Source organism: Borborobacter arsenicus (genome assembly GCF_003934165.1).
GTDB lineage: Bacteria > Pseudomonadota > Alphaproteobacteria > Rhizobiales > Rhizobiaceae > Pseudaminobacter > Pseudaminobacter arsenicus.
The window spans coordinates 18,806-35,357 of the sequence record NZ_RKST01000021.1 but is presented as its reverse complement, the minus strand read 5'-3'; the positions used below and the strand labels follow the sequence as shown (position 1 = coordinate 35,357).

The following is a 16,552-nucleotide window of genomic DNA, read 5'->3' as shown; positions in this document are numbered from 1 at the left end:
GGATAGGCAAGAAAATGGCTACCGAAATCCGCGTCCCGACCCTCGGCGAATCCGTCACGGAAGCAACCATCGGCAAGTGGTTCAAGAAGGTGGGTGATGCAATTGCGGCCGACGAGCCGCTGGTGGAACTCGAAACCGACAAGGTGACGATCGAAGTCCCCGCGCCGGCGGCCGGAACGCTGGCTGAAATCACCGCGCAGGAAGGCGAGACCGTCGGCGTCAGCGCGCTGCTCGGGTCGATCGCCGATGGTGCTGCTGCCACTGCGTCGAAGCCTGCGGCCAAGCCGGAGGCAGTGGCCCAGGCAGCCGGTGCTTCGGGCGCATCCTCTACCAAGGAGGCCGCGGAAAAGACCGCAAGCATTGCCGGCGAAGGCCCGGTCGAGGAGCGCAAGATGCCGCCGGCCCCGGCGGCGGCCAAGCTGATGGCCGAAAGCAATATCTCGGTCGATCAGGTGAGCGGCAGCGGCAAGCGCGGCCAGGTGCTGAAGGGCGATGTGCTGGATGCTGTCGCAAGGGGCATTTCCGCCCCGGCTGCGGCGCCGGCCGCACCAGCCGCAGCACGCGCGCCGTCTTCCGCTGACGACCAGGTGCGCGAAGAGCGCGTGCGCATGACCAAGCTGCGCCAGACGATTGCGCGCCGCCTCAAGGAAGCGCAGAGCACCGCTGCCATGCTGACCACCTTCAACGAGGTGGATATGAGCGCGGTGATGGCTCTGCGCAGTAAATACAAGGACGTCTTCGAGAAGAAGCACGGCGTGAAGCTTGGGTTCATGGGCTTCTTCACCAAGGCTGTCACGCATGCGCTGAAGGAAATCCCTTCAGTGAATGCCGAGATCGATGGCACCGACATCATCTTCAAGAACTATGCCCATATCGGCGTGGCGGTCGGCACCGACAAGGGCCTTGTCGTGCCGGTGGTGCGCGACGCCGATGCCATGTCGATCGCCGAGATCGAAAAGGAGATCGGCCGGCTGGGTATCGCGGCGCGCGACGGCAAGCTGTCGGTCGCTGACATGCAGGGCGGCACCTTCACCATCTCCAATGGCGGTGTCTATGGCTCGCTGATGTCGACGCCGATCCTGAACGCGCCGCAGTCGGGCATTCTGGGCATGCACAAGATCCAGGAGCGCCCGATGGTGGTCGGCGGCCAGATTGTCATCCGCCCGATGATGTATCTGGCGCTCTCCTATGATCACCGCATCGTTGACGGCAAGGAAGCCGTCACCTTCCTGGTACGGGTCAAGGAAAGCCTGGAAGATCCGGAGCGGCTGGTTCTGGACCTTTAAGGGCGCGAGGCTTGGTGGCTGGGCGCATGATGGCTTTGTCGGCTGCCCTGCTGGGCGCTGGAACAGCCCATGCCGCCTGCCCGATGGAACTGTCCGTCTATGGCGATCGTGACAAGGTTGCAGGCATCGACTTCCTGCCGCGCGGCGAGGCTGTGGCCGTCACCAACCGCTTCCGCATGGTGTTCGACAACAGCGTGATGCTCGACGGCATCGTCATGTGGAGCGAGGGCGTCGAGCGGCCGAACGGCATGCTCACCTATAACTGCCCGGAGGGCGACGTCACCGGCGAGGAGCTTGAAAGCTGCACGGTGTGGCAGGGGGTCATCTATACCAGCGACAAATCCGGCACGATCGGGCTTTTGCCTGTCGAGCGCTCGGATGCGCCCGAGACGCTGATCTTTCCCGACCTCGCCTATTCGCTGCGCTATTCGTCAGCCTATGGCGAGGATGGGCTGACGATGCTGCCGGCGGATGTCTTTGCCTTGCAGGGCTGCCAGGAATGAGCAGCCGGACGTGGATCATGTTTGGAACAGCGGCATCATCGGCCGCATGGAACAGGGATATGAGAAATGGCTTATGATGTCGTTGTTATCGGTAGCGGTCCCGGCGGCTATGTGTGCGCCATCAAGGCGGCGCAGCTTGGCCTGAAGACGGCCGTGGTCGAAAAGAACGCCACTTTCGGCGGCACCTGCCTCAATATCGGATGCATCCCGTCGAAGGCGCTGCTGCATGCCTCCGAAATGTTTGCCGAAGCAGGCCACTCCTTCGACGCGCTCGGCGTGGAGATCGGCCAGCCGAAGCTCAATCTCAAGAAGATGATGGCGCATAAGGACGCGACGGTGACGGCCAATGTCAACGGCGTGTCCTTCCTGTTCAAGAAGAACAAGATCGACAGCTTCCAGGGTGTCGGCAAGGTGCTGTCGGCGGGCAAGGTTTCGGTGACCGGCGAGGATGGCAAGGAACAGGTGATCGAGACGAAGAACATCGTCATTGCCACCGGTTCCGACGTTGCCGGCATTCCCGGCGTCAAGGTCGATTTCGACGAAAAGGTGATCGTGTCATCCACCGGCGCGCTCGAACTGGCGAAGGTTCCGGCGCAGATGGTGGTCGTCGGCGGCGGCGTCATCGGGCTGGAGCTCGGCTCGGTCTGGGCACGGCTTGGGGCCAAGGTCACCGTGGTCGAATATCTCGACATGATCCTCGGCGGCATGGATGGCGAGGTGGCCAAACAGTTCCAGCGCATGCTGGCCAAGCAGGGCTTCGAGTTCAAGCTGGGCTCCAAGGTCACCGGCGTCGCCAAGTCGAAGAAGGGCGCCACGGTGACCTTCGAGCCGGTCAAGGGTGGCGAGGCACAGACGATCGAGGCAGATGTGGTGCTGGTGGCCACCGGCCGCAGCCCCTATACCAACGGTCTGGGACTGGCCGAAGCGGGCGTGGCGCTTGATGAGCGCGGTCGCGTCAAGACCGATGGCCATCTGCGGACCAATGTGCCCGGCATCTATGCCATCGGCGATGTCGTTGCCGGTCCGATGCTGGCCCACAAGGCCGAGGACGAGGGCGTGGCGGTTGCCGAGATCATCGCCGGCCAGGCCGGGCACGTGAATTACGACGTCATTCCGGGCGTCGTCTATACCAGCCCCGAAGTGGCCTCCGTTGGCAAGACCGAGGAAGAACTGAAGAAGGCCGGCATCGACTACAAGGTCGGCAAGTTCCCCTTCACCGCCAATGGAAGGGCGCGTGCCATGCAGCACACCGACGGTTTCGTGAAAATCCTGGCCGAAAAGGCAACTGACCGGGTGCTGGGCGTCCACATCGTCGGCTTCGGTGCCGGCGAAATGATCCATGAAGCGGCGGTGCTGATGGAATTCGGCGGCTCGTCAGAGGACCTTGCCCGCACCTGCCACGCCCATCCGACCATGTCGGAAGCGGTCAAGGAGGCGGCGCTCGCCACCTTCTTCAAGCCCATCCATATGTGATCGGTGGAGCAGGTACCTGCTCCACCTCATTGTTCGACCAGCCCGGTTTTGCCGGAAACGGCCCGCCGAAGCGGGGCCGTTTCTCGATATTGTCCTTACTGCGCCGGAGCCGGAGCCGTTTCAGGGGCCGGCGCTGTCGGGGCTGGCTCAGCCGGAGCCGTTGATTGAGGCTCAGGCGTCGCCGGTGCGGGAGCCGGTTCTGCCGGGGCCGTTGCATCCGGAGCAGGGGTCGCAGGCGCCGTTGCATCAGGCGCTGGCGTTGCTGGTGCCGTGGTATCGGGCGCCGGAGTTGCCGGCTCGGTTGCTGTCGGCTGCTCACCCGGAGGGACGCTGGTGGTATCGGTGCCGCCCGGAACAAACAGGAAATAGGCGATTATTGCCAGGATCAGCACAACGGCGGCGATCAATACGCTTGAGCCGCGATTGGATTGGACGACCACGCGGTTATCAGGGCCGCCGGGTTGTGCATTGGCCGGATTGAGCCGCGGATCGGCAGGATCGCTGCCAGCCGGCGGCATGGGATTCAGCGGATCATTGAGGCGCGGATCCGGAACGCGATCGGGGTTGGCCATGATGGTTCTCCGTCAGTTGCACCGACATTGAACGCATCAGTCCCGTTTAGGTTTCATCGGGGTAAAGTGATGCACGCCACATTAAGGCAGTGGGGCGCTCAGTTTGAAGCTGTCAGCGTGTAGCCCTGCTTGCGCAGCAATTCGACGAGGCCGTCGGCGCCGGGCAGATGCAGAGCACCCACCGCGACGAAAGCATTGCCGCGTGCCAGGATAGGACCCGCCCGCTCGGCCATGACGCGGTTGCGTGCGGTGATCATGGTTTCCTCGAAGGCCGCATAGCCGTCCTCGCCGTCGCTCGGCAGCACGGCGTCGAAGAGAGGCCAGATCATGCCGGTCTCGCCGCTGCCATAGAGCACGATCATGGTTTCGACCACATCGTCCATGCGCTTGCCGAGCTTCAGCGTTTCCACCAGCCCGTCCATGTGGAAGGCGAGCGGCAGCGAAGCCATGGCGCGCAGCTGGTCGGCGATCGTTTCCAGCCCCTCCAGCGACTTTCCGGCCGCCTTTGCGTCTTCGGCAAGCTTTATGTCGAGCACCGGCGCGCCGCCGGCCTTGCGGGCCAGTTCGCAGGCCGGAAGCGCCACCATGGCCGAAAGCATCCACGGTTTCATCTTGGCGACGCTGTCGGCTGGAATGCCGCGTGCGTCGAGCGCCTTCCTCACCATTTCGGCATCCTGCGGCGACAATAACGACATCAATGTGGTGTCGTCGGTGAACATGGTCAGTTCCGGCTCGCGCATGATCGCAGCCATCATCTTGCTCTGGTCGAGGATTTCCGTGGTCTCGATCACCACCGTGCCGGCCGTGTCGAAGGCCTGTTTTGCCGCCGGCGTCAGCGAGACGACGCGCGGATCGGTCATGTGCATGGTGCCGAACAGGAAGGACGGCGCCTGTCCCGGCTTCTCGACCTTCCACAGCAGGCCCTTGCCGTTGGGCGTCGCCTCTGCCTCCGCCTTGATTTTGTCGAACAATGCCGGATCGCTTTGCTGGAGACCTGCCAGCAGGTCGCTGCCGGTGCAGGCCGGCACGTCATCGGCCCGCGCCTGGCTGGTGGCCATGAAAGCCACGACCACGAAAGAGACGAGGAAAAGCAGGTTCAGCGCCACCATAAGGGCAAGCGCGGTCGTGGCGGTGCGGTCGGCGATGGCAAGGACACGTTTCATGGCCGGAAGCCTAGAAGCAAAAAGCGGCAAAACGGTTAATCGGGGCCGATAAATTGCACCGGATCAGGCGCGAGGATGAGCCTTCTCGTAAATGTCGAGCAGCCTTGCGGTGTCAATGCCGGTATAGACCTGCGTGGTCGACAGGCTGGCATGGCCAAGAAGCTCCTGGATGGTGCGCAAATCGCCGCCCCGGCCCAGCAGATGGGTGGCGAAGGAGTGGCGAAGCGCATGCGGCGTGGCGGTGTCGGGCAGGTTGAGCGCTGAGCGCAGCTTGCGCATGTCGCGCTGGATGATCGCCGGGTTGAGCGATCCGCCGCGCGCGCCGCGAAACAGCAGCGTATCGGGCGCGATGGCAAAGGGACAGAGCCGGCGATATTCGGCGACCGCTTGGAAAGCAACGGCAAGGACGGGCACCAGCCTCGTCTTGCCACCCTTGCCGGTGATGCGCAGCACCGTATCGCCAGGATCGGACAAATCCGCGCCCGTGAGCGCAAGCGCTTCGGAAATGCGCAGCCCCGCGCCATAGAGCAGGATCAGCACTGCGGCGTTGCGGGCGGCGATCCAGGGCTCCTCGGCAAGCTGCTCGTCGCCGGAAACCACGCGGCGGGCGTCAATGGCGGTCAACGGCTTGGGCAGCGATTTCGGCTGGCGCGGAGCACGCAGCGCCGCAGCCCCGGCGGCATTGGCCAATCCGCGCCGTTCGAGGAAATGCAGAAAGGAGCGGATGCCGGCAAGCCCGCGCCCCAGCGTGCGCGCGCCGGCTCCATTGGTACGGCGGAAGGCGAGAAAGGATCGCAGATCGGCCGGGCGAAGCTCCCTGATGTCGGCAATTCCGGCCGGTCCGCCGATATGGCCGGTCAGGAACTGGAAGAACTGGCGCGTGTCGCGCTCATAGGCCTCCACGGTCAGCGCCGAAACCCGGCGCTCCGTTGCGAGCATCTTCAACCAGTTTTCCCGTGCCGACTGGAGATCGGGTTTCACCGAGATGAGGAATTCCTGCATTGGCAGCCATCACGCAATTGAATAAGTCAGTATTGATTGATCGAAGTTAGCAACCAGTGAAGCGCGCATGCCCAAGCTTGAAAACCCTGTCCAACTGGCCGTGATCGGTGCGCCCCACGGCGTCAGGGGCGAGTTGCGCGTCAAGACCTTTACGGCTGATCCGCTGGTATTGGGCGACTATGGTCCGCTCCATGCCCGCGATGGCCGGATATTCGAGATCGTCGATATCAGGCCGGCCAATACGGTGGTGGTCGTGCGCCTCAAGGGCGTGAATGATCGCAATGCTGCCGAAGCACTCAATGGCACGGAGCTTTTCATCGAGCGCTCCGCCCTGCCGGAGGAGGACGACGAGGACGATTTTTATCACGCCGACCTTATCGGGCTGGAGGTGCGGGACGAGACCGGCGCCGCTATCGGCACGGTGACGGCGGTGCAGAATTTCGGCGGCGGCGATATTCTGGAGATCACCCATCAGGGCCGCAAGGGCGTGCCGATCCCCTTCACGCGCGCCGCAGTTCCCCAGGTCGATGTCGCGGCGGGCTTCGTGCAGATCGACAGCGTTGCGGCCGGACTGGTCGAGGACGAGGAAGACGAAGAAACCGGAGGCGGGCAATGAGCTTCCGCGCCAGCGTGCTGACGCTCTATCCGGAGATGTTTCCCGGCGCGCTCGGCCTGTCTCTTGCCGGCCGCGCGCTGGAGGCGGGGGTCTGGTCGCTGGAGGCCGTGCAGATCCGCGATTTCGCCACCGACCGGCACCGGACGGTGGACGATACGCCGGCCGGCGGCGGGGCGGGGATGGTGATGCGCGCAGACATCCTGGCCAAGGCGATCGACCATGCCGCGCCGCAGGGCGATCCGCGTCCGCTTCTGCTGATGAGTCCGCGCGGCCGGCCATTGACGCAGGCGCGGGTGCGCGAACTGGCGGCCGGGCCGGGCGCGGTCATCCTATGCGGCCGCTTCGAGGGCGTCGACCAGCGGGTGATCGAGGCGCGCGGGCTGGAGGAAGTCTCGATCGGCGATTTCATCCTCTCGGGGGGCGAGCCGGCAGCACTCGTGCTGCTCGATGCGGTGGTGCGCCTGCTGCCGGGCGTCATGGGCAATGACGCCTCCGGTGACGAGGAAAGCTTTGAGAACGGCCTGCTTGAGCATCCGCATTATACGCGACCGCAGGAATTCGAGGGCCGGCCCATCCCCGACGTGCTGATTTCGGGGAATCATGCGAAAATCGCCGCCTGGCGGCGCGAGCAGGCGCTGAAACTGACGCAGGAACGCCGACCCGACCTGCTTTCCGGGCGCGAGCAGGCGGCAAGCGGCAAAAAGAACGCCCCCGAGGCGTGACAAGCGCTTCAGAAGCGTGTATGTGCGCGCTCGCAACCGGAAACGATTTCCGGACCCGTCAATGAAAGATGGTGAATCCGCCCCTGCCTCGGCTTCTCAGGTGAGAAGAAAGGCATAGCCCAGCGGTCGTGGAACTGAAGGGTGAGCGCTGGGCGCTCTGGCTGTTGAGAAGCAAGAAGAGGTTATTGCGATGGATATCATCCGTCAGATCGAAGCCGAACAGGCCGCCAAGATCGAAGCGAAGCGCACGCTTCCCGAATTCCAGCCCGGCGACACCGTGCGCGTGCTGGTGCGCGTCACCGAAGGCACCCGCACCCGCGTGCAGGCCTATGAGGGCGTGGTGATCGCGCGCTCGGGCTCGGGCTTCCAGGAGAATTTCACGGTCCGCAAGATTTCCTACGGCGAAGGCGTGGAGCGCGTGTTCCCGGTCTATTCGCCGATGGTCGAAGGCGTCGAGATCGTGCGTCGCGGCAAGGTGCGCCGCGCCAAGCTCTATTACCTGCGCGACCGCCGCGGCAAGTCGGCCCGCATTTCGGAAAACACCGGCGTGCGCGCCCGCAAGCTCAATGAAGCCGAGCGCGATGCGCTGAACGCCGAAAAGGCCCGCACCGAGGCCGAGCGCGTTGCCGCCGCCGAGGCGCTGGCTGCCGAGAAGGCCGCCCAGGAAGCCGCCGAAAAGAAGGCTGCCGAGGAGGCTGCAAAGGCGGCCGAAGCGTCCGCCGAATAAGCTTCGCGGAACTCCAATCAGCAAAACCCGCCGATGCCTTCGGCGGGTTTTTGTTTTTTCTGATCCCTTTGACAAGTTCGGGGCTGGCCGGTCATCATCCCGATATGAGAACCGACCCGCCCGGCTGTGGAGAGACGGAATGATCCTTGAAGCCGCACGCGCCGCTGCCGGCCAGGTGCTGTCGCCGCCCTTCCGCCAGGTGCTGTTCAAGTCGATCGGCCTGACTATCCTGGGGCTGATTGCACTGTGGTTCGGATTGCGGTGGGTCTTCGATACGCTGGCGTTGCCATGGATCGACGTACTGCTGCCGGGCTTTCCCGAATGGGCCGGGTGGATCAGCCTGATTGCAGCCATCCTGTTCGGCATGGTGCTTGCGCTGGCCCTGGCCTTTCTGGTGGCCCCTGTCACGGCCATCGTTGCCGGGCTGTTCCTGGACGATATCGCCGAGCGGGTCGAGAGCGAGACCTATCCCGATGATCAGCCGGGCAGCGCGCTGCCGGCGTTTGCGGCGCTGGTCATGTCGCTGAAATTCTTCGGCGTCGTCATCCTCGCCAATCTCTTCGCGCTACTGTTGCTGTTCGTTCCGGGCGTCAACATCGCCGCGTTCTTCGTCGTCAATGCCTACCTGCTCGGCCGCGAGTTCTTCGAATTCGCTGCCATGCGCTTCCGGCCGGAAGCTGAGGCCAAGGCGTTGCGGCGAAAGCATGCCGGCACGGTCTTCCTGGCCGGGCTGGTTATTGCGGCACTCCTGTCGGTGCCACTGGTCAACCTGCTGACGCCGCTTTTCGCTGCAGCCATGATGGTGCATCTGCACAAGATGATCTCGGCACGGGACGACGCCGGTCAGGTTACCAGGAAGCCGCGTCCCAACTCGTCATCGGCCTCGACGACGAATTCGGCCTTGCCGGAATAGTAGGCGCGTCCGCCCACGCGTGCGATGATGGCGTCACGCCCGCCGGCTTTCGCCGCCCTCGCCACCGATCCGGAAAAGCGCGAACCGACGATGCTTTCGAACGTCCGGGTCTGGTCGAGCCCGATCTGGCCCTTGGCGTGCATTGCCGCGAGCCGCGCGGTGACGCCCGATCCGGTCGGCGAACGGTCGACCTCGGCTTGCGCGAAGACGCAGACATTGCATGCCGGTTCGTCGGAGAACACGTCCTTGCCGTCAGTCAGGATCGTTCCGTAGAGAAAGGCAAGATCGTCATGATCGGGATGGGTGAGCGCAACATCCCGCTTCACCCGCTCTGTCACGGCGGTTGCGGCATCGACGAAGTCGCGCGCCCGGCTGCGGCCGAATTCCAGCCCGAACTGGCGGCAATCGGCCAGCGCGTAGAAGGCGCCGCCATAGGCGATGTCGTAGGTGACAAGGCCGTGGCTGGGCAATTCGATCTGCAGGTCTCGTGCGAATAGGAAGGCCGGGACGCTTTCGAAGGAGACAGCACCGGTCTTGCCGTCCTTCACCTCGACGGAGGCCGTTACCATGCCGCAGGGGCATTCGATATTGACCGTTGTCACCGGCTCGCGCGCCGGCACCAGCCCCTGGTCGATGGCGTAGCGGCCAAGCGCGATGACGGCATGACCACACATGGTGGAATAGCCCTCATTATGCATGAACAGCACGGCGAGGTCGGCGCCGGGCAGGTTCGGCTCGACCAGCAGCGCGCCATACATGTCGTAGTGGCCGCGCGGCTCGAAGATCAGGATTTTGCGCAAATGGTCGAGGTGCTCGCGCACATAGGCGCGCTTTTCCAGGATCGTGCCGGAGGGTATCGGCGGGTAGCCGCCGGTGACGATCCGAAGCGGTTCGCCTCCCGTATGCATGTCGGTGACGGTAAGAGCGGCGGCGTTCATGCGTTATCCGGGGAGAACATGTCTTGAAGCATGCCATATGGCATGCAGTCGCGCGAGAATTCGAACGTTCCCTGGTCGAGCATTTCGTGCGAGGCCCGCTGCAGCATCCCGAAGGCATAGGTGGTGAGCTTGGAGCCGAGCGAGATGCGGCTTGCGCCCGCATCGGCAAGCGCGGCCACGGTGAAACCGGGGATCGCCAGCACATTCACCGGTTTGGAGAGCGCCGAGCAGACCTTGCGAACCGTCGCGAGGTCACTGAGCCCCGGCGCATAGAGCACGTCGGCGCCCGCCTGCTCGAAGGCCTGCAACCGGGCAATTGTGTCGTCGAGATCGGGGCGGCCATGCAGGAAATTTTCCGCGCGCGCAGTCAGGACGAAGTCGTTATGCAGGGCGCGGGCGGCCTCGGCTGCGGCTGCAACACGTTCGACCGCGAGTGAAAAATCATAGATCGGATTCGACGGATCGTCCGTATAGTCCTCGATCGAGCATCCGGCGAGCCCTGCCGCCTGCGCAGCAAAGATGGTTTCGCCGGCACTTTCGGGACTGTCGCCCTTGCCGCGTTCGAGATCGGCCGAAACCGGCAGGTCGCTCGCCCCCACCACCGCCTTGCAATGCGAAATCATCATGTCGAAGGGGACGCCGCCATCCGGCAGGCCGTGGGAAAAGGCAAAGCCGGCGCTGGTGGTGGCCAGCGCCTTGAAGCCGAATGAGGCGAGCAGCTTTGCCGTGCCGACATCCCATGGGTTGGGAATGACGAAGGCGCCCGGCGCCTCGTGGAGTTTGCGGAATATCGCGCCCTTGTCCATCGCAACAACCTCAGCCCGAGTGGATTTCGGCCGATCCTACGCCGGCCCGAGAGGCGCGGCAAACCCAATTCAGGCTGGCCTTATCGATGGCGGGTTTGTGCTCCTGACATCAAATGACGGGCGCTGATTTCGTCCTCAATGGCTGCCGGTCGAACCGAAGCCGCCGGAACCGCGCGTGGTGGCGGCGGCAAGGCTTTGCTCCACGATCGGCAATTGGGTGACGGGGGCAAACACGATCTGGGCAATCCGCATGCCGCGGGTCACCGAAAAGTCCTCATCGCCAAGATTGATGAGCAGGACCTTGACCTCGCCGCGATAGTCGCTGTCGATCGTGCCGGGCGTGTTAAGGCAGGTGACGCCGTGCTTGAGCGCTAGACCCGAGCGCGGGCGGACCTGGCCTTCGAAGCCTGCCGGTATTTCGAAGATAAGGCCGGTCGGCACCAGTGCCCGCCGTCCAGGCAGGATCAGCAATGGCCGGTCTTCCGGCACTGCCGCGCGCAAATCCATGCCGGCGGCACCCGCCGTCTCATAGGCGGGCAGGTCGAGCCCATCGCTATGTGGAAGTCGCACGATGCCGAGTGAGGGGGTGATTTTCGAAGCCGCTTTCATGGCCGCGTTCTATCGGCCATCAGACGCTGTTTCGTCAATCGCACAGTCGCTGCCTGTCAGCGAATTTCCACCGGAACGACCGTTGTGTCCTTGATCTCCTCCATGACGAAAGAGGCGGAGACATCCGTCAGCGGCACCTTGGCGATTAGCCGCTGGTAAAGCCGGTCATAGGCCTTCACGTCGGCAACGCGCGCCCGCAGCACATAGTCGAGGTCGCCCGACATGCGATAGACGCCGGTGATCTCGGGGAAGGAGACGACCGCATCGCGGAACCTAGCCAGCCAATGCGGATCATGGTTGGAAGTACGCACCAATATGATGACCGAAAGCCCCAGGCCAAGCTTGTCGGCATCGACCAGCGCCACCCGCCCGGTGATGATGCCGTCCTCCTCCAGCCGCTTGACCCGCCGCCAACAAGCGTTGCGGGAAAGGCCGACCCGCTCCGACAACTGATCGACCGACAGCGTGCCGTCGCGCTGCAGTTCGGCCAGGAGTCTTCGATCAACCGTATCGAGATTAACGCTCATATTGGTATGGTATCCCGCATATCTCCTGAAAGTAAGGATCATTTGGGATAAAGTCGCGGCGACTTCGGGCGAGATTCCTACCATTGGAAAAAGGGGAATCAGATGAACCGCATCGCCAAGCTCTTCACCGCTCATCCGGCTGCCGTCGACGAGACCTATTTCGAGCACATGGCCTTTGCCGGAAAATTCTCTGGTCGGCTGTTCGTGGCTGCCTTCGCAGCGCTCATCCATGCCGTCCTGCCGTTCTTATGCGAGACGACGGCAAGCCGCACCGTGCGCCAGCTCTATGAGCGGACGCATAATCGCGGCGCGTCGGCCGCTGCCACCCATGCATCTGCCGAGCGCGCCTGACCATCCAATTCCTGTTCGACAGTTCGGCCGCGCGCTGGTAAAAGCCGGCGCGGAAAAGGACTTCACGACATGGCCGAGACTATCAAGCAGGCGGTCGCCCGCCGCCGCACCTTCGCGATCATCGCGCACCCGGACGCCGGCAAGACCACGCTGACCGAAAAGCTGCTGCTGTTCGGCGGCGCCATCCAGCTCGCCGGTGAGGTCAAGGCCAAGAAGGACAAGATCCAGACGCGCTCCGACTGGATGAAGATCGAGCGCGAGCGCGGCATTTCGGTCGTCACCTCGGTGATGACCTTCGAATATGGCGACAATGTCTTCAATCTGCTCGACACGCCGGGTCATGAGGACTTTGCCGACGACACGTATCGAACGCTATCAGCGGTTGATAGCGCCGTCATGGTCATCGACGCGGCGCGCGGCATCGAGCCGCGCACGCTGAAGCTGTTCGAGGTCTGCCGGCTGCGCGACATCCCGATCGTCACCTTCGTTAACAAGATGGACCGCGAGGCGCGCGACACTTTCGAGATACTCGACGAGATCGAGCAGAAGCTGGCGCTGGACACGGCGCCGATCACCTGGCCGATCGGGCAGGGCAAGACCTTTGCCGGCACCTATCATCTGGCCGAAAACGCGGTGCGGCGCGGCGACGCCGAGGTCGAGCGCACGCCGGTCCACGGTCCGGATTCCAACCGCGCCGCCGGGCTTCTGCCCGCCAATGACCGCCCGGCCTTCATCGAGGAGCTGGAGCTGGCGCGCGAGGCCTGCCGGCCCTTCGACCTCGAAGCCTTCCGCCAGGGCCATCTCACCCCGGTCTATTTTGGCTCGGCGCTGCGCAATTATGGCGTGCGCGACCTGATCGAGGCGCTCGGCGCCTTCGGGCCGGCGCCGCGCGCGCAGGAGGCCGACAGCCGCAAGGTCGAGGCGACGGAGGAGAAGATGACCTCCTTCGTCTTCAAGATCCAAGCCAATATGGACCCCAACCATCGTGACCGCATCGCCTTCGTGCGGGTCTGTTCCGGCAAGCTGGAGCGCGGCATGAAGGCCAAGCTGGTGCGCACCGGCAAGCCGATGAGCCTGTCGGCGCCGCAATTCTTCTTCGCCCGCTCGCGGATAACGGCGGATGAGGCATATGCAGGTGACGTCGTGGGCATCCCCAACCATGGCACGCTGCGCATCGGCGACACGCTGACCGAGGGCGAGGAGATACTGTTCCGCGGGGTGCCGAATTTTGCGCCGGAAATCCTGCGGCGGGTGCGGTTGGGCGATGCGATGAAGGCAAAGAAGCTGAAGGAAGCGCTGCACCAGATGGCCGAGGAGGGCGTGGTGCAACTGTTCCAGCCTGAAGACGGCTCGCCGGCCATCGTCGGCGTGGTCGGCGCTCTCCAGCTCGACGTGCTGAAAGAGCGCCTCAATGTCGAATACGGCCTGCCGGTCGATTTCGAGGTGGCGCGCTTTTCGATCTGCCGCTGGATCAGCGCCGACGATGCGGCCGATGTGCATCGCTTCATCGAGGCGCATCGCGGCGATATTGCCCGCGATCTGGATGATGATCCGGTGTTCCTCGCCCAACACGAGTTCTCGCTGAATTACGAGGCCGAGCGCTGGAAGGCGATCCGCTTCGCCACGATCAAGGACTATCAGGTGCGCGACAAGGCGGCGTGAGCCTACCTCCCCCTCGATAGGGGAGGTTGCCGTGTAGCGGCGGGTGAGGGTGATCCCGCGCTTTCGCGCACTGGCTATTGCCACCCCACCCCGATCCGCGTGGCGGATCGACCCTCCCCATCCAGGGGAGGGTAAGGTGCTAGCCGTCTTCGCTCTACTTTTTCCGTGCCGGTCCCTCCCGCTCGGCCGAGCGGGCCCAGATATTGATATTGGCATCGCGGGCGAAGCGGTCGATTTCGGCGAGTTCGGCCTCGCTGAAATCAAGCTTGTTCAGCGCGCCGACGCAATCCTCGACCTGTTCGGGACGGCTGGCGCCGATCAGCGCGGAGGTGACCCGGCCGTTGCGCAGTACCCAGGCCAGCGCCATCTGCGCCAGCGTCTGGCCGCGCCTTTCGGCAATGGCGTTGAGAGCTCTTATATTGGCGAGCGTGGAATCGCTGAGGAATTCCTGGCGCAGCGATTTTGCCTGTGCGGCGCGGCTGTCCTCGGGGATGCCGCCCAGATATTTCGTCGTCAACATGCCCTGCGCCAGCGGCGAAAACACGATCGAGCCGATGCCGAGCCCGTCGAGCGTATCGAGCAGGCCGTCGTCCTCGACCCAGCGATTGAGCATGGAATAGCTGGGCTGGTGGATCAGGCAGGGCGTACCGAGGCTCTTCAGAATGTCGGCCGCCTCGCGGGTGCGCTGGGAATTGTAAGACGAGATGCCGGCATAAAGCGCCTTGCCCGAGCGCACCGCCTGGTCCAGCGCCATCATCGTTTCTTCCAGCGGCGTTTCGGGGTCGAAACGGTGCGAATAGAAGATGTCGACATAGTCGAGCCCCATGCGCCTCAGGCTCTGGTCGAGGCTGGCGAGAAGATATTTGCGGCTGCCCCATTCGCCATAGGGGCCGGGCCACATGTCATAGCCGGCCTTGGTCGAGATGATGAGCTGGTCGCGATAGCCCGAAAAATCGGTACGCAATATCTCGCCGAACGCCCTTTCGGCCGAACCGGGGGGCGGGCCATAATTGTTGGCGAGGTCGAAATGGGTGATGCCGAGATCGAAGGCCTTGCGGCAGATCGCCCGTTTGGTGCGATGCGGCGTGTCCTCGCCGAAATTGTGCCAGAGACCGAGCGAGATCGCCGGCAATTTCAGCCCGGAGCGCCCGCAGCGATTGTAGCGCATGGTTTCATAGCGGTTTTCGGCCGGGTGCCAGGTCATGTCATATCCCTGCTTTGCGATAATCCTTCGGCGCTATAGGTGTCAGCCACTCTGCGTCCACGGCCCATGGAATGCGCCCTTGCCGTCGTTGCGCTCGAAGCCATGCGCGCCGAAGAAATCACGCTGCGCCTGGATCAGGTTGGAGGTGCCGCGCCCCTGCCGGTAGAGGTCGAAATAGGACAGTGCGGACGATAAAGCCGGCATCGGCAGGCCCGCTTCGGCCGTGCGCGCCACGATGCGGCGCAGGCTCGGATGGGTCTCCTTCATCATCTCGATGAAGGCCGGTGCCATCAGCAGATTGGCCAGTTCGCCGCCGGCTTCAAAGGCTTCCGCCAGCGTGCCGAGGAATTGCGAGCGGATGATGCAGCCGGCGCGCCAGATCTTGGCGATGGTCGGCAGCGGCAGGTTCCAGTGATATTCCTTCGATGCCGCCGCCATCACCGCAAAGCCCTGCGCATAGGCGGCGATCTTGCCGGCAAACAAGGCCAGTTCCAGGTCGCGCAGCACCACGTCGCGTCGACCTTCGAATTTTGGCAGGCCGCCTGATCCATAGGCCTGTTCGGCCGCCAGCCTTTCATCCTTCAGCGACGACAGGATGCGCGCCGAAACCGCCGCTTCGATCGCCGTTGCCGAAACGCCGAGCGTCTGTGCCTCGATCGCCGACCATTTGCCGGTGCCCTTCTGGCCGGCCCGGTCGATGATGACTTCGACGATCGGCCGGCCCGTCTGCCTGTCCTGTGCGGCGAGCACGGTCGCCGCGATCTCGATCAGGTAGGAGTTCAGCCGGCCCTTGTTCCATTCTGCGAATACGCCTGCCATCTCGTCCGGGCTCATGCCCAGCCCGTCGCGCATCACGCCATAGATTTCGGCGATCATCTGCATGTCGGCATATTCGATGCCGTTATGGATGGTCTTGACGAAATGGCCGGCGCCGTCCGGCCCGAGCAGGGCAACGCAGGGCTCGCCTTCGAATTTGGCCGAAATCGCGGTGAGGATGGGCTCCACCCGCGCATAGGCCTCGGGCGTCGCCCCGACCATGATCGAGGGACCATGGCGCGCGCCTTCCTCGCCGCCGGACACGCCCATGCCGATGAAGGTCAGGCCGGAGTTTCCGAGCTCCGAGAAACGGCGCACGGTATCGTGGAAATTGGCGTTGCCTCCGTCGATGACGATGTCGCCGGGAGACAGCACGTCGCGCAGCATGGCGATCTGCTCGTCCACCGGCTTGCCGGCCGGCACCATGATGATGATCGGGCGCGGCGGGCGGATTGCCTCGGCCAGTTCAGCCAGCGTCGTGCAGGGCACGATCCTCGGCTGCAGCGCGCCCGCGCTCTCGAAAAACGTGCCGACGCGCGCGGTGGTGCGGTTGAACACCGCAATCTTGTGCCCGTTCTCGGCGATGTTCAGCGCCAGGTTGGAGCCCATCACGCCAAGGCCGATCAGGCCGATTTCGGCTTTGCCCATTGCTCTTGTCCCGT

At 63.9% G+C, this 16,552-nt stretch carries 18 protein-coding genes; 9 read left to right on the top strand and 9 right to left on the bottom strand.

What is annotated here, in order from left to right; all coding sequences use genetic code 11:
* The first annotated feature begins 14 nt into the window (after positions 1 to 14).
* From odhB to lpdA, 3 genes are all read left to right on the top strand, one after another.
* On the top strand, positions 15 to 1,286 hold the full coding sequence (gene odhB, locus EET67_RS20605) for a 2-oxoglutarate dehydrogenase complex dihydrolipoyllysine-residue succinyltransferase (protein WP_128628097.1): 1,272 nt from the start codon (positions 15 to 17) through the stop codon (positions 1,284 to 1,286).
* A gap of 26 nt (positions 1,287 to 1,312) precedes the next feature.
* The gene (locus EET67_RS20600) at positions 1,313 to 1,789 is read left to right on the top strand and encodes a hypothetical protein (protein ID WP_128628096.1); all 477 of its coding nucleotides are present in this window, start codon (positions 1,313 to 1,315) and stop codon (positions 1,787 to 1,789) included.
* Between the two features lie 66 nt (positions 1,790 to 1,855).
* Positions 1,856 to 3,262, top strand: a complete 1,407-nt coding sequence (gene lpdA, locus EET67_RS20595; RefSeq protein WP_128628095.1) for a dihydrolipoyl dehydrogenase — start codon at positions 1,856 to 1,858, stop codon at positions 3,260 to 3,262.
* A gap of 95 nt (positions 3,263 to 3,357) precedes the next feature.
* On the opposite strand, the gene EET67_RS20590 is transcribed toward lpdA, so the two are convergent.
* The 3 genes from EET67_RS20590 to EET67_RS20580 all read right to left on the bottom strand — a co-directional run bounded on the left by EET67_RS20590 (position 3,358) and on the right by EET67_RS20580 (position 5,999).
* Positions 3,358 to 3,834, bottom strand: a complete 477-nt coding sequence (locus EET67_RS20590; RefSeq protein ID WP_210211147.1) for a hypothetical protein — start codon at positions 3,832 to 3,834, stop codon at positions 3,358 to 3,360.
* Between the two features lie 98 nt (positions 3,835 to 3,932).
* Entirely contained in the window at positions 3,933 to 4,997 is a 1,065-nt protein-coding gene (locus EET67_RS20585) for a TraB/GumN family protein (protein WP_128628094.1), read from the bottom strand.
* A 63-nt stretch (positions 4,998 to 5,060) separates the two neighbouring features.
* A complete protein-coding gene (locus EET67_RS20580; protein ID WP_128628093.1) occupies positions 5,061 to 5,999 on the bottom strand; it encodes a tyrosine recombinase XerC in 939 nt (312 codons plus the stop codon).
* 67 nt (positions 6,000 to 6,066) lie between these two features.
* On the opposite strand from EET67_RS20580, the gene rimM reads away from it, so the two are divergent.
* The 4 genes from rimM to EET67_RS20560 all read left to right on the top strand — a co-directional run bounded on the left by rimM (position 6,067) and on the right by EET67_RS20560 (position 8,977).
* The gene (gene rimM, locus EET67_RS20575) at positions 6,067 to 6,615 is read left to right on the top strand and encodes a ribosome maturation factor RimM (protein ID WP_128628092.1); all 549 of its coding nucleotides are present in this window, start codon (positions 6,067 to 6,069) and stop codon (positions 6,613 to 6,615) included.
* The gene (trmD, locus tag EET67_RS20570; protein ID WP_128628091.1) at positions 6,612 to 7,337 is read left to right on the top strand and encodes a tRNA (guanosine(37)-N1)-methyltransferase TrmD; all 726 of its coding nucleotides are present in this window, start codon (positions 6,612 to 6,614) and stop codon (positions 7,335 to 7,337) included. Before rimM ends, trmD begins: the two co-directional genes overlap by 4 nt.
* 190 nt (positions 7,338 to 7,527) lie before the next feature.
* Positions 7,528 to 8,064 (top strand): 50S ribosomal protein L19, encoded by a 537-nt coding sequence (gene rplS / locus EET67_RS20565; RefSeq protein ID WP_128628090.1) that lies wholly within the window; start codon positions 7,528 to 7,530, stop codon positions 8,062 to 8,064.
* 139 nt (positions 8,065 to 8,203) lie between these two features.
* Positions 8,204 to 8,977, top strand: a complete 774-nt coding sequence (locus EET67_RS20560; protein ID WP_128628089.1) for a sulfate transporter family protein — start codon at positions 8,204 to 8,206, stop codon at positions 8,975 to 8,977.
* On the opposite strand, the gene EET67_RS20555 is transcribed toward EET67_RS20560, so the two are convergent.
* The 4 genes from EET67_RS20555 to EET67_RS20540 all read right to left on the bottom strand — a co-directional run bounded on the left by EET67_RS20555 (position 8,908) and on the right by EET67_RS20540 (position 11,857).
* Complete coding sequence (locus EET67_RS20555) at positions 8,908 to 9,915, bottom strand: proline racemase family protein (RefSeq protein WP_128628088.1); 1,008 nt, start codon at positions 9,913 to 9,915, stop codon at positions 8,908 to 8,910. The two genes, EET67_RS20560 and EET67_RS20555, sit on opposite strands and share 70 nt — an antisense overlap.
* The gene (locus tag EET67_RS20550) at positions 9,912 to 10,721 is read right to left on the bottom strand and encodes an isocitrate lyase/PEP mutase family protein (RefSeq protein ID WP_128628087.1); all 810 of its coding nucleotides are present in this window, start codon (positions 10,719 to 10,721) and stop codon (positions 9,912 to 9,914) included. Before EET67_RS20550 ends, EET67_RS20555 begins: the two co-directional genes overlap by 4 nt.
* 135 nt (positions 10,722 to 10,856) lie before the next feature.
* Positions 10,857 to 11,330, bottom strand: coding sequence for a dUTP diphosphatase (gene dut / locus EET67_RS20545; protein WP_128628086.1), 474 nt, complete (start codon positions 11,328 to 11,330; stop codon positions 10,857 to 10,859).
* 56 nt (positions 11,331 to 11,386) lie between these two features.
* Positions 11,387 to 11,857 (bottom strand): Lrp/AsnC family transcriptional regulator, encoded by a 471-nt coding sequence (locus tag EET67_RS20540; protein ID WP_128628085.1) that lies wholly within the window; start codon positions 11,855 to 11,857, stop codon positions 11,387 to 11,389.
* 102 nt (positions 11,858 to 11,959) lie between these two features.
* Here EET67_RS20540 and EET67_RS20535 point away from each other — a divergent pair, with 102 nt between their 5' ends.
* Together EET67_RS20535 and EET67_RS20530 are read left to right on the top strand one after the other, a co-directional pair.
* Positions 11,960 to 12,208 carry a DUF6356 family protein gene (locus EET67_RS20535; protein WP_128628084.1) on the top strand — a complete coding sequence of 83 codons (249 nt, stop codon included), beginning with the start codon at positions 11,960 to 11,962 and terminating at the stop codon, positions 12,206 to 12,208.
* Between the two features lie 69 nt (positions 12,209 to 12,277).
* Positions 12,278 to 13,870, top strand: a complete 1,593-nt coding sequence (locus EET67_RS20530) for a peptide chain release factor 3 (protein ID WP_128628083.1) — start codon at positions 12,278 to 12,280, stop codon at positions 13,868 to 13,870.
* Between the two features lie 154 nt (positions 13,871 to 14,024).
* On the opposite strand, the gene mgrA is transcribed toward EET67_RS20530, so the two are convergent.
* Together mgrA and gndA are read right to left on the bottom strand one after the other, a co-directional pair.
* A complete protein-coding gene (gene mgrA, locus EET67_RS20525; protein ID WP_128628082.1) occupies positions 14,025 to 15,074 on the bottom strand; it encodes an L-glyceraldehyde 3-phosphate reductase in 1,050 nt (349 codons plus the stop codon).
* A gap of 42 nt (positions 15,075 to 15,116) precedes the next feature.
* Positions 15,117 to 16,538: an NADP-dependent phosphogluconate dehydrogenase gene (gene gndA, locus EET67_RS20520; protein ID WP_128628081.1), complete on the bottom strand. Its 1,422-nt coding sequence runs from the start codon at positions 16,536 to 16,538 to the stop codon at positions 15,117 to 15,119.
* Positions 16,539 to 16,552: the final 14 nt, after the last annotated feature.